The 12,816-nt window shown below is 64.4% G+C and carries 11 protein-coding genes and 1 pseudogene; 8 read left to right on the forward strand and 4 right to left on the reverse strand.

Going from position 1 to position 12,816, the window contains the following annotated elements; genetic code table 11:
• Positions 1 to 29 precede the first annotated feature (29 nt).
• Both MUH00_RS19910 and MUH00_RS19915 read left to right on the forward strand, forming a co-directional pair.
• Entirely contained in the window at positions 30 to 824 is a 795-nt protein-coding gene (locus MUH00_RS19910; RefSeq protein ID WP_247004568.1) for an IclR family transcriptional regulator, read from the forward strand.
• Between the two features lie 152 nt (positions 825 to 976).
• Positions 977 to 1,993 carry a Gfo/Idh/MocA family protein gene (locus MUH00_RS19915; RefSeq protein ID WP_247004569.1) on the forward strand — a complete coding sequence of 339 codons (1,017 nt, stop codon included), beginning with the start codon at positions 977 to 979 and terminating at the stop codon, positions 1,991 to 1,993.
• 145 nt (positions 1,994 to 2,138) lie between these two features.
• Here the strand turns inward: MUH00_RS19915 and MUH00_RS19920 are convergent, their stop codons facing one another.
• The 3 genes and pseudogenes from MUH00_RS19920 to MUH00_RS19930 form a co-directional block, all read right to left on the reverse strand.
• Positions 2,139 to 3,143, reverse strand: coding sequence for a zinc-binding dehydrogenase (locus MUH00_RS19920; RefSeq protein ID WP_247004571.1), 1,005 nt, complete (start codon positions 3,141 to 3,143; stop codon positions 2,139 to 2,141).
• 179 nt (positions 3,144 to 3,322) lie between these two features.
• Positions 3,323 to 4,900: a sulfatase family protein gene (locus MUH00_RS19925; RefSeq protein ID WP_247004572.1), complete on the reverse strand. Its 1,578-nt coding sequence runs from the start codon at positions 4,898 to 4,900 to the stop codon at positions 3,323 to 3,325.
• A gap of 70 nt (positions 4,901 to 4,970) precedes the next feature.
• Positions 4,971 to 5,060 (reverse strand): annotated as a pseudogene (locus tag MUH00_RS19930) (integrase core domain-containing protein); the annotation flags it as partial.
• A 641-nt stretch (positions 5,061 to 5,701) separates the two neighbouring features.
• On the opposite strand from MUH00_RS19930, the gene MUH00_RS19935 reads away from it, so the two are divergent.
• From MUH00_RS19935 to MUH00_RS19955, 5 genes are all read left to right on the forward strand, one after another.
• Entirely contained in the window at positions 5,702 to 7,192 is a 1,491-nt protein-coding gene (locus MUH00_RS19935) for a sulfatase family protein (RefSeq protein ID WP_247004574.1), read from the forward strand.
• Positions 7,193 to 7,353: 161 nt separating this feature from the next.
• Positions 7,354 to 7,767, forward strand: coding sequence for a fumarylacetoacetate hydrolase family protein (locus MUH00_RS19940; protein ID WP_247004576.1), 414 nt, complete (start codon positions 7,354 to 7,356; stop codon positions 7,765 to 7,767).
• Complete coding sequence (locus MUH00_RS19945; RefSeq protein ID WP_247004578.1) at positions 7,764 to 8,744, forward strand: LLM class flavin-dependent oxidoreductase; 981 nt, start codon at positions 7,764 to 7,766, stop codon at positions 8,742 to 8,744. The genes MUH00_RS19940 and MUH00_RS19945 overlap by 4 nt, the downstream gene beginning before the upstream one ends.
• Positions 8,745 to 8,747: 3 nt before the next feature.
• A complete protein-coding gene (locus tag MUH00_RS19950; protein ID WP_247004580.1) occupies positions 8,748 to 9,833 on the forward strand; it encodes a Gfo/Idh/MocA family protein in 1,086 nt (361 codons plus the stop codon).
• A 534-nt stretch (positions 9,834 to 10,367) separates the two neighbouring features.
• Positions 10,368 to 11,645, forward strand: a complete 1,278-nt coding sequence (locus MUH00_RS19955; protein WP_247004582.1) for a neutral/alkaline non-lysosomal ceramidase N-terminal domain-containing protein — start codon at positions 10,368 to 10,370, stop codon at positions 11,643 to 11,645.
• A gap of 49 nt (positions 11,646 to 11,694) precedes the next feature.
• On the opposite strand, the gene MUH00_RS19960 is transcribed toward MUH00_RS19955, so the two are convergent.
• Positions 11,695 to 12,327: a YIP1 family protein gene (locus tag MUH00_RS19960; protein WP_247004584.1), complete on the reverse strand. Its 633-nt coding sequence runs from the start codon at positions 12,325 to 12,327 to the stop codon at positions 11,695 to 11,697.
• Between the two features lie 107 nt (positions 12,328 to 12,434).
• Between MUH00_RS19960 and MUH00_RS19965 the strand changes: the two genes are divergently transcribed.
• A complete protein-coding gene (locus MUH00_RS19965; RefSeq protein ID WP_247004586.1) occupies positions 12,435 to 12,680 on the forward strand; it encodes a hypothetical protein in 246 nt (81 codons plus the stop codon).
• The last annotated feature ends 136 nt before the right edge of the window (positions 12,681 to 12,816 follow it).

Here is a 12,816-nt window from a genome sequence, read left to right on the forward strand (position 1 = left end):
TTAAGTGAGGCGATGGCCATACACAGGATATGCCCCCAAAGCGGCCGTCAACGGATCGCAAAACGGTCAATGCGGTGCAGAAGACGCTCGACATCGTCGAAGCGCTCCAGGAACTCGAGGGCGCCGGCGTCACCGAGCTCGCGAACCACGTCGGCATAACGAAAGGGACAGTTCACAACCACTTGGCGACGCTCGAGGAGAACAACTACGTCGTGAAAGACAACGAGGACACCTACCAGCTAGGGTTTCGGTTCCTAGACACCGCCCATCACGCCCGGAACCGGATCGCCATCTACGATACGATCAAACAGGAAGTCGACAAACTCGCCGAAGAGACGGGGGAGATGGCGCTGTTTTCGGTCGAGGAACACGGGAAAGACGTCTGCATCTACCGGTCGCTTGGCGACCAGGCGGTCGAAACGGCGCTGTACATCGGCCACCGCTCGTACCTCCACCACACGGCCGTTGGCAAGGCGATCCTGACCCAGATGAGCGAGGACCAGATCGACGAGATCATCGATCGATACGGGCTGCCAGCGGTGGCGGAGGGCACGATCACGGACCGCGACGAACTGTTCGATGAACTGGAGACGATCCGCAAGGACGGCGTCGCCTACAACCGGGAAGAGACCATCCGGGGGCTCGTCGGCGTCGGCGTCCCGATCCTGCACCACGAGGAGAACATCTACGGCGCCATCAGCGTCATCGGACCGGTCAACCGACTCGACGACGAGACCTTGAACGAGGAAATTGTCGAGATGATTAAACAGCGCTCGAACGTCATCGAAGTGAACTCCACGTCCGTGTACAATTCGGGCCTGTAAGACCGACTCGCTCCGAACTGCGATCACGCGCCGTCGATACCGGGCCGATCGGGGCTCGGCGTCTAGACCAAACGATTATTACCCAGTAACGGATCACATTCGAGCATGCATTCGTATCGAGTGATGGGCGATACCGGCTTCAGAGCGAAACTATGACCGGGGCGAGCGACGATCTGCGGGTCGGGATGCTCTCGGCGGCACATGTTCACGCGGACGCGTATGCGTCTGCCGTTCGGGACGAGTTGGGTGTCCCGCTCGCCGGGGTTAGCGACGACGACCCCGACCGCGGACGCGAGTTCGCGGAGCGCCACGACACGCAGTATCGAGAACGCGACGACCTCCTCGAAGCGATCGACGCCGCGATCGTCTGCTCAGAGAATACAACCCACGAGGAGTGGGTCGCCGCCGCGGCGGACGCGGGCGTCGACGTGCTGTGCGAGAAGCCGCTCGCGACCGAGACGGCGACGGCCGCGTCGATCGTCGAGACGTGCGAACGCGCGGGCGTCGAACTCGGCGTCGCGATGCCGCTCCGGTTCTCCGAACCGGCGCTGCGAGCCAGGCGCGCCTATGAACGTGGGCGCATCGGCTCGATCGAGTACCTGGCGGGGACGAACCGGGGTCGGATGCCCGGCGGGTGGTTCACGGACCCCGACGCGGCTGGCGGCGGCGCGGCGATCGACCACACCGTCCACATCGTCGATCTCGTCCACTGGTTGACCGACGAGCGCGTCGCCGAGGTGTACGCCGAACTCGACACGCGCTTTCACTCGTTCGACGTCGAGGACGTCAACGTCCTCTCGATGGAACTGTCCGATGGGGCGGTGTTCACGCTCGACGGATCGTGGAGTCGGCCCGACAAGTGGGACTTCTGGGGCGACGCGACGCTCGATGTCGTCGGCTCTGAGGGGACGATTTCGGTCGACTGCTTCGACCAGAAGTACAAGCTGACGCGGGACGGCGGTGACGACCCAGGCATCGCGTCGGTGTTCTGGGGGTCAGATCCCAACGCCGGCCTGATCCGCGACTTCGCCGACGCGGTCCAAACTGGACGGTCCCCGGAGGTCACGGGGTCCGAAGCGGCGGCCGCCGTCGCGGTCCTCGACGCAGTCTACGAGTCCGCCGAGCGCAGGATGCCGGTCGAAGTCGAGTACCCAGATCACGTGGCCTAGCGCGCCGGTCGAAGGGAGTTGTTCGTGCCCGTCGCGAACGTCTGGCGGCCAGTTCCGGGTAGTCGACAGATCATCCCAGCTCGGACGGGCGAGGTTCGATACGGTGTGTGGCTACCGGCGACGGGCGCGCTGGCAAAGGCCGCTGTCACCACTCCAGGAGGACGCCCATCGCGTCCGACCGATCCTCGAGGAGCGCGCCGTAGATCGACGCCGCATCCGCGTACTCGGCACGGTGACTGACGAGCGTGTCGACCCGTAGCTCGCCGTCCTGAACGAGGTCGAAGAACAGTTCGGAGTGGCGATGGTTCGTCCACGGGCTCGCCGGCGTTTCGACGGGTGGGTGCGACGAGTTGTGAGCGCCGATGATCCGGTAACTCGGCGCGTTACAGTGGTCGTGGAAGTCGAATGACGTCTCGCCACGCGGGCTGCTCAGCACGACGAAGCGACCCTGGTCGCGCAGCACGTCTAGTTCGTCGGTGATCGCGTTCGGATTCCCGGTCACTTCGAAGACAACGTCCGCGAGTCGGTCGCCGGACGCCTCACGGAGTTCCGTCTCCGGATCGGCCTCGCCGACGTCGACGGGGAGAACGGAGCCGTCTTCGGGAAGGTACTCTAGTCGCCCGGACGCGAGATCCAGCGCTGCGACGGGCCGGGCGCCCGCGAGGCGACAGTATCGGACCGCGAACTGTCCCAGGAGCCCGAGGCCGTACACAGCGGCGGTCTCGCCCCAGGTGAGGTCGCTCCGCCGGACGCCGTTCATGACGATCTCCGCGATCGTGAAAAACGCCGCCTCGTCGTCGGTGACGCCGTCGGGGATCGGACGGCAGGCGTCGGCGTCGGCGACGGTGTACTCCGCGTGAGAGCCGTAGGTAGCGACCCGCTGGCCCACGTCAACGGCCTCGACGTCGTCGCCAACCTCGACGATCTCGCCGACGTTGTTGTACCCGGGATCGAACGGGTAGGTAGCGTGGTTCGCCCACTGCGAGTCGTCGGGGTACTCGCCCGACAGGACGGTGAGTTCGGTCCCGGTGCTCACGAGCGTGCGGTTGGTTTCGATCAGGACGTCTCCGGGCCCCGGGTCGGGCCGCTGACGGTCCCGGATCTCCACTGACTTCGGTTCGTCGAATACGATGGTCTCGTTGCTTGCCATTAGCGGGTTACCTGTGACTCACTATCTCTACACGTGCGTAATAAATTTGCCGTGATCGTCACCTCCCCCTCCCGTGACCGCCACCTACTTGACCGCGTTGAGACATCCGGGAACGTCCTCACCGCGACCCACGGCCGGATCTCTCCGTCGGGGCGCGACGAACTGGTCGTTCCCACCGATCACTTCGGGGGGCGGTCTCTGGGATACTCCCGTAGGGACCGTTCGACTGCGGCGACCTGGTTCTCGGACCAGTCGCCCTCGCGGTAGGCCACCAGCGTCGCTTCGGGATCAACGTAGAGGTACGGCCCCCACGACGTCATCGTCGCCAGCGGTTCGGTCCCCCGCGAGGACGGCGGTCGTCTCTCCGCCCACCCGTCGGAGACGCGGTCGGTGATCCAGGCGTCGAGTTCGCTGCGCAGTTCGGCCGCCTTCTCCGGGCGGTCCTCGACGAGGTTCGTCGTCATATGGGGATCGGCGTCGAGGTCGTGCAGGAGTTCGCGGCCGCCGTCGGGCAGGTCGGGATCGTTGTACATCCCCGGGTAGTGGAAGACGCCGGGGTGGAGGAACCGGGCGTACATCCACTTACCGCGGTAGACCGCACGTCCGAACGTGTAGATCCCGTGACCGGAGACGATCGTCTCGCGGCCGTCGAACGCATCGCCCCGGAGCGCGGGAGCGAACGACCGGGCGTCCCAGCCAGAGGGGACGGGGACGTCGAAGAGGTCGCAGACGGTCGGCATGAGGTCGAACTGGTACACCTGCTCGTCGACGTGGCACCCCGCCGCCTCGTCGGTCTCGCCCGGCCACGAGATGATCATGGGTACCTGCTGACAAGGAGGATGCGGCAGCGCGTGCTCCGCGTACACGCCGTGCTCGCCGAGCGCCTCGCCGTGGTCGGCGGTGACGACGACCGCCGTCTCCTCGCGGATCCCGGCGTCCTCCAACGCCTCGAGGAGCGTCGTGACCTCCGCGTCGACCTTCCTAATACTCGCGTCGTAGCCGTCGACGAGGTGCTCGACCGCCGCCCTGTCGTCGAACTCTACCGGCATGCCCCACTCGCCGTGATCCAGCAGATCGTCGGTGCCCGTCGAACGGTCATAAGCGTCGGCCGTCGGCCACTGCGTCGCGGAGCGAGGGCCCGTCGTCCGACGGTGCTCCTCGAGCGCGCTTTCGTCCGGCCAGTCCGGGGCCGGGCCGGAGGAACGGACCGGATCGACGAACTCGTCGATTCCGTCGTAGGGGTGGTGGACGTCCCAGTAGTTGACGTGGAGGAGCCAGTCGTCCCGGTCGGCGTGCCGTCGAATCCAGTCGGTCGCGATCGGCGTGACGTCGTTGCAGTCCTCGGTCGCGGTCGTCCCGGCGGTCGCGGTCGGTTGAATGGTCTCCTGGAACGACCCGCTGAAATGGTAGGCGAGGTGGCGCTGGGAGAAGCTACTCACGGACGCGGTATGGACGCCCTCCTCGGCGAGCAGTCGGAAGCTCAGTGGCCGGTCGTAGTCCGGATCGTGCCCAATCCCAGGGTGGGCGTACCACTGTCCATCGCCGTAGTGAGTGACGACGCCGCTGTTCGCGCCGAATCGGCACGTGGCCAGTGCCGTCCGCGAGGGGAGGCAGGGCGTGTCCGACGCGTAACAGTTGTCGAAGACGATACCCTCGTCGGCCAGTTCGTCGATCGTCGGCGACGTCCCGCGATCGCACCCGTAACAGCCCAGATGGTCCGCTCGCAGCGAGTCGATGTCGATGATCAGTACGTTCACGTGCCGAACTCTCCGTACAGTTGCAAATACGTTGTGGAGGCACCGTCTAGTTTAGCACCTCCGCTGGCCTTTATCCGTTGAGTGATTGGTGTGGTCGCTGCGGGTTATAGTAATGTACGAACTCTTCAAGCCAGTTTCTGACGCTGGCCCGACCGCCCACGAGTTATGGAAGACCGCCGCGTAGCACTCGCTGAGCAGGTCTGCGAGCTGCGTGACCAACCCAACTCTACGACCTGCTCGCTTCTCAAACTGCGTTAACTAGACGATGCCGTTGTCGAGGTTCCGTCAGTCTCCGCGCCCCTCTGGCGCGGACGATCGCTCGTCGCGTTACCGCCACAGAATTGTTTTCCATGACAAAACGAAATAACTAGTCTCACGGATGAGATTTGTGCCTCGTCTCACCCCGACGAGGTCCGACCCGCCAACGAAGAGTCCAGTTCGGCGATCGAGGACATTCGCCCCACAATATTTACGATAGTATGATTGTAATTCGGGTGGCGGTCCGGCTTACGACACTCCCGATCGATCGCGGCGTATCGAACACGGTCACTACCTAATCAGTAGATATCCGAGCCATGTCGTCGGTTTTCGAGGGTTTTATCGGTTCGAATAGTTGCGTTTTCTCATAGAAAACAAGTCCGGGGCGGCCGCGAGAGGCCCAGTCCCCGACACAAAATCAGGAAGAACAGTGGAGAAGCGCACGCAACGTCAGCCGGCGCGGTTGTTTTCTCTGTCAGAACGGAGTCGATCGGCTACTCGTCCTAAGGAAACGTTGATTGGAGGAGCACGCAAACGGCCGGTATGCGAATCCTATACATCGACGTGGACTCGCTTCGTCCCGATCACCTCGGTTGCTACGGATACCAAAGGGACACGTCTCCCAACATCGATTATCTGGCGGAACGGGGACGCCGGTTCACCAACTACTACGTGTCTGACGCGCCCTGCCTCCCCTCTCGGACGGCGCTGTTCAGCGGCCGGTTCGGGATCCACACGGGAGTGATCAACCACGGCGGTGTGAACGCTGAGGTCCGTCCGCTCGGATCCGATCGGGGGTTCCGGCGCAACGACGCGTTCGACGCGTGGCCGAAAGTCCTCGACGAAGCGGGAATCTACACTGCGATGATCAGTCCGTTTCCGAAGCGCCACGACGCATGGCACGTGCTCGAAGGGATCCAGGAGTACATCGATCCGGGGAGAAACGGGATGGACCGCGCCGACGAGATCTATCCCCTCGTTGAGGAGTGGCTCGACGCCAACGCCAAATCGGACGACTGGTTCCTCCACGTCAACTTCTGGGACCCGCACGTGCCGTACGATACGCCGACCGAGTACGGCAACCCCTTCGAGGACGAACCGGCGCCGGAGTGGCTGACCGAAGATGTGATCGAGGCGCACTATTCGGGGTACGGCCCCCACAGCGCGCGAGAGGTCCACGGCGTCCCGCCGGGATTCGGTGGCGACCTCGACCTGCCCCGCGTGCCCGCAACGATCGGATCGCAAGAGGATTTCAAGCAGTACGTGGACGGCTACGACGTCGGGATCCATTACATGGATCACTATCTGGGGAGGATTTTCGACCGCCTCCGAGACGCGGGCGTCTTCGAAGACACCGTGATCGTCATCAGCGCCGACCACGGCGAACAAATGGGCGAACTCAATGTTTACGGCGACCATCAGACGGCGGACGACAAGACGACGCGCGTTCCGTTGATCGTTCACGGTCCAAACATCGAACCCGGCACGGACGACGGGTTTCACTACCAGATCGACCTCGCACCGACAGTCACCGAACTGGTCGGCGGTGACGTCCCCGAACGATGGGACGGCCAGTCGTTCGCTAACAGCCTGACCGAGGGCGAGGACGCGGGGCGGGAGTATCTCGTCCTCAGTCAGGGTGCGTGGGCATGCCAGCGGTCGGTCCGGTGGGACGAGTGGATGCTCCTGAAGACGTACCACGACGGGTTCAAAGGCGCCCTCGAAGATACGATGCTGTTCGATCTCGAGGAAGATTCCCATGAGACGACGAACCTCGCCGACGACCGCCCGGACGTCGTCGCCGAAGGGGAGGCCAAGCTACAGCGCTGGCACGACGAGCGGATGCGGGAAGCCGCGTACGGCACGAACGGCGGCACGCCCGCCGCTCCGCGTGGCGTAACCGACCCCATGTGGGAAGTAATCCGGGAAGGCGGCCCGTACCACGTCCGCGGTCGGCTGAAGGCGTACGCGCGACGCCTCCGCGAGACCGGCAGGGAGCGTCACGCCGAGGAACTCGAACGCAGGCACGGATAAGGAGCGGGCCCGTACGGGACGCTTCGGAGAGAGAGATCAACGGACAGTAGGCTTATAGTCCAGCGAGCAAAATACTGGGCCTGTCAATGCACGTTTGTAGATTCGACGTTGGCGATCGCTCGGATACTCGACTGGGGGTAGTCGACCGAGCTGAGGGGGGGATGACGGAAATCGACGACCTCGACGCGCCCTCCGAGAACTTCCTCCGCGGAGACGCGGATCTCAACGCCCTCCGTGGGGGGAGCGACGGCGCGACGCACTCGCACGCGGGCGTGCGTCTCTGCGCTCCGATCGAGCGACCGAGCAATCTCGTCGGCATCAGTCTCAACTACGCTGGCCACACCGAAGAGAGGGGATACGACGTCCCCGACGAACCGATTTTCTTCGCCAAGTCGCCGTCCAGCATCACGGATCCGGACGAGAGGATCGCGTACCACGACGGCGTAACGAACCTCCGCTACGAGGGGGAGTTCGGCGAGGAGGCCAGCGACGTCGACGAGGACGAAGCCGGCATCGGTGACACCGTCGAAGTCGAGGGAGTCGGCGTCCTCGAAAGCCAGGTGACGGAGTCATGAAGTTCGGCGTCTTCCTGAACCAGTACTACACCGAAGACGGCGAGTTCGAGGTGACCGACCTCTTCGAACAGGCCGACGTCATCGAGGAGCGCGGATTCGACTCCATTGAGGTCGGCGAACGCCACGTCCACGAGGAGGGGTTCGCCGAGGCGATCACGACGCTGGCCGCGCTCGCGGAGCGGACCGACACAGTCGAACTGGCGACGACGGCGGTGCTGCCCGCTCTGTACAACCCGCTGCACCTCGCCGAACAGCTCGCGATGATCGACCGCATCTCGGGCGGACGTGTCACGTTCGGCGCGGCGCTAGGCTACCGCGAAGACGAACTCGAACCGTTCGGCGTCACGATGGACGATCGCGTGTCGATGATGCTCGAGTCGATGCACCTCCTGAAGCGCTTCTGGTCCGAGGATAGCGTCACTCACGACGGGGGTAACTGGTCGTTCGACGGCGCGTTCGTCAGCCCGCGACCGGACGGCGACATCCCGGTCTGGGTCGGCGGTCACGCAGACATCGCGATCAAGCGCGCCGCGTACCGCGGCAGCGGCTGGATCGCGAGTGCGTCCTCTACTGCGGAAGATCTCGTGAAACAGATCGGCGTCTACGAGGACGCACTCGACGAGTTCGACAAGGACCGCAGCGAGAACGACGTGATCCTGATGCGGGACTGTTACGTCGCTGATTCGATGGAGGAAGCTCGCGAGGCGATCGAGCCGTATCTGCTCAACCTCTACCAGCTCTACGCCCGGTGGGGCCAGACGTACCTCGACGAGCACGAAGTGGAGGTAGACTACGACGAGTTAGAGGAGAAGTTCGTGATCGGAACGCCCGAACAGTGTATTGAGCAGCTCCGCACGTACGAGGAGTTGGGCGTCGATCACGTCGTCCTGCGGTGCCAGTTCCCGGGCCAGCCCCAGGAGTCCGCGGTCAGGTGCCTAGAGCGGCTCGGCGATGACATCCTTCCAGCCTTCAAGTAAGACATGAGTACGATTGACGTCGGTTACATCGGACTAAATCACCATCATACGGAGCCATACCTCGAGAGCCTCGCGCAACTGCCAGTCGAAGTCACTTGCGCGTGCGAACCGGACGAGGAGATCGACACCGACAGCGTCGAGGGGCTCGGCGACGTCACCCTCTACCGGTCGCCGGCGGCGCTCCTCGAGGACGAGTCGCCCGACTTGATCTGGGTGACGTTGTCGAACGCGGACGCGCCGGGCGTCATCATCGATGCCGTCGAGCGGGGCGTAGACGTGTTCACCGAGAAGCCCGTGGCGCGAACCGCTGATGAATTGCGGCCCGTGGTCGACGCCGCTCGCGAGTCGGACGCGACAGTCGGAGTCTCGTACTCGTGGCGAGGCCACCCGATCGCGCAAGAGCTTCGCGATCGGGTTCGAGGAGGATTTTTCGGCGACGTCCGCGCCTTCGAGGCGCGGTTCCTCGCGTCCCGGCCGGAGTTCAGGAACACGGACCACTACCTCTTCGACCCGCAGGCGAGTCGCGGAGGGATCGTCCAATGGCTTGGCATCCACTGGATCGACTTGCTCCCCTGGATCCTCGGCGACCAAATCGAACGGGTCAACGCCGCGCTCGATCACCGATCGGACGCCATCGACGTCGAGGACGGCGGTCTCCTCCAGCTGGAGACAGCGTCGGGGGCAATCGGGACGCTACACTGCGGCTACTACCTCCGAGAGGGTCGCTACGACACGAACATCGCCGTCTACGGCGACGAGGGACGCGCCGAGTGGGACCCGATCGGGGCGACCTTCGGGTTCGACGGCCAGACGACGGTCGAACTCGCGTCGACGGACGACAGCTGGAACGGGACCCCCCAACGGACGATCACCTACGACTACGAGCCGACGTCCGGCTACGGCGGGGAGTGGGGCCTCGAGTTCTTGCGGGCGTTCCTCGACGCCGTCGAGAACGACCGCCCCGTCCCAGTCTCGCTCGAGGACGCCGCGTCCGTGCTGGAAGTGCTCGACGCCGTGTACGCGTCTGCCGGGTCCGGAGAGTGGGAGAGCGTCGGGGACGACCGCAGAGTGGCGCTCGAACAGGACTGACGTTTGTCGTTCGGACGGCGCTCGCACGAGTGGGAGAGCCACTCGATACGCTGCGACCTGTCGAACGCCGGTAGCGTCTCCGTCGGCGGGGTCGGGCCGAGGCACGCCTGTCGACGACCGGAGCGGGGCACCGATCGTTTTCGAGACGACCTGGCCGCTGAGACGGTTTGATCGCCGGGGGAAGCCAGTTACCGCCGTGACTCGAACTGTTATTGGTCGTATTAGGACGATAGTTGCACGATAGTTCACTGGTGAGGGTCAGGTGCCATCGGGGACACCGATATATAGCAGGCGGGATAGTTCGAAACGTGAGACGAACGATCACTGGCGAAGCAAACCGGAAGGATCGTCGCTACCCGGCTGACGTCACCGACGAATCGCTCCCACATTGGCGTCCGACGCGGTCGACCACGGGAGTGGTCGCGGACGCATCGGGAGAGCGATGTAGGGGGTGAAATTGTAGATGCAGCCCCACGAAGCGACGCTCTACGCAGGATCGGTGACCGAAGATATCACCCCGACGGTCCCGTCGAGATGAGTGGGTACGGCAACAGGACCGGCCTCTCTACCGGCGTCCACGATCCTCTCAAGGCGACCGCGCTCGTGCTGGATGACGGTGCAGTCGCCGTCGGGATCGTGTCCGTCGACCTGTTGAACGTCTCTCGGGAGCTCACGCGCAGCGTCCGCCGGTCGCTGGAGGAGCGGGGCGTCCGCCTCGATCAACTTGTGCTCGCGGCGACGCACACCCACGCCGGCCCCCACGTACCCGCCAGAGCGCTCGACGTCAGCCCCGTGCTCAGCGCCGACACCGACGTCAGCGATACCGTCGATCGAATCGAGCGGAGACTTGTCGACGCGCTCGCCAGCGCCGCCGAACGGGTCGAACCGGCCGGCCTCCGGATTGGTCACGCCCGCGAGACGGACGCGCCGCGAAACCGCCGCGCCGCCGGCGGCATCGGCGGCAACGTCCGGATGCCCGCCGGTCCGGTCGATCCGGAAGTGACCGCGCTACTGATCGAGACGGCTAGCGGAGAGCGGACCGTCGTGTACAACTTCGCGTGCCATCCGGTGTGTACGACCGGCGATGAGACGCTCCTGTCGGCGGACTGGCCGGGATACGCCCGGCGACGGATCGAACGCGAGCACGCCGACGCGACGGTCCTCTTCCTGAACGGCGCCGCGGGCGAAATCAATCCGAGTGGAATGGACCCCGAACGATCCGGCGACGCCGTCTATGAGTACATGGAGCGGATCGGAACGACCGTCGGGGAGGCCGTCCTCCGCGCGATCGACGACGCGGAGTCGTCGGACGATGCGATCCGGCGGGCGCCGATCTGGGTCGACGAGGCGCGCGTTGGGCTGCCGGTCAAGTCCACACCCCCCGTCGAGGAGATACGGAAACACGTCGCGTCGCTGGACGAGCAGCTCGAGCAACTCGAGCGCGCTGGCGACGAGGTCGGCCGCGAGAAGGTCTTCCGGGACCGGCAGTACGCTCGCACGTTGCTCGCGATCGCCGAGTGGGACGCGACATCGCTACCGACCCACATCCCGTACGTGGAGGTTGGCGATCTCGGCGTGCTCGGTATCCCGGGGGAAGCACTCGTTCGACACGGCCTTGACCTCAAGGCCGAGGCGCGTGTTTCGACGCTCATCCCGGCCGGATACGCGAACGACTACGTCGGCTACGTGCCGACGCTGGCGGACCTCGAGTCGATCGGGTACGAAGTCCGGACGGCGAAGATCGCTCCCGAAGCGATTGTCGAGTTCCGCAGGGCGACGCGACGACTCGTCGGTGCCGACGACGCCCTCTAATTCAGCGATCCGCCGTCTTCGGTCGTCAGTGAGAACGAGAGAGCGGCGGTTACAGCAGGTACGGCGAGGCGACCCAGAGGAGGCACAGCGCCGTCGGGATGGCCGCGACGTAGTACGACTCGCGGCGGGTGACGTCGCTGATGTGCTCGACGACGGTCGCCCAGATGTGCCCGCTGTACAGCACGAACGGGACTGCCAGCAGGACGCCGATCGCGAGCGCCGGATCGGTCGTCGCGCCATCCATGTAGGTCTGGTAGACCTCGTAGGAGCGCTGGAATCCTGAGAACGACAATTCTGCGGGCGGCGTCGCGTCACGAAGCGCGTAGAGCAGTCCCGCGTTCCGCACAAGTCCGGCGCCGATCAACGGGGCCATCCCCCAGCCCGTAAGACGGAAGAGTAGACCCGGCGGGAAGTACCCCTCGAAGAGTCGAGCGACGACGTAGATCGCGACCGTGACGGCGCCCCAGATGAGGAACGGCACTGCCAGGTCGGTAACTGTGAGTACCCAGATAGGGGCCGAGACGCGCTCGTAAGCCTCGTCGAGCAAGAACACGTTGCCGAGGTGTTGCAGGGCGAACGCCAGCCCGACGCAGAGCACGATCAGGCTCTGGGTCCGGATGCCGGGGTACTTCGACTGTCGCTCGACGAACGCTTGCGGGTTGGTAACCAGTCGTGAATCCATCACCGGAAACTGCCGTATCCAACGTAGTATACATTACGGTCGCAGGAACCGCCGGAACTGCCGCTCCGGTGAAAACAGTTATCGTGGTCGACCGTCAGCAGTCAGGTATGGCAACACAGAGCGTCGCCGACGAACTGACGCTGGGAGAGCGCGCGATTGACACCGCCAGGGAGTACGCGATCGTCGTCTATCCGCTGGCGTTCGGGGTCGCGCTGCTGGTCCTGGGCATGATCTTCCAGGCTACGGGAAAGTACGTCGAGGCGGGCGTCGCGGGCGCGATCAGCCTGATCGTCTGCCTGATCACGGTCGTCGTGTACGTGATTTTCTGGCTCCTTGGTCGGTACGGACACTGATCCGCGCTCCCGGAAATCGTCGTGATGGTCGCTGCAGCCGTTACGTCCGAGTACGACGTAGTCCATCACGGTAGTCCATCAACTAACCGAAACTGTTAAGTATCGTCTCTCATACCAGTATATCCCATGGGAGAGC

This window comes from Halosolutus gelatinilyticus (assembly GCF_023028105.1).
In the GTDB taxonomy this organism is placed as follows: Archaea; Halobacteriota; Halobacteria; order Halobacteriales; family Natrialbaceae; genus Halosolutus; species Halosolutus gelatinilyticus.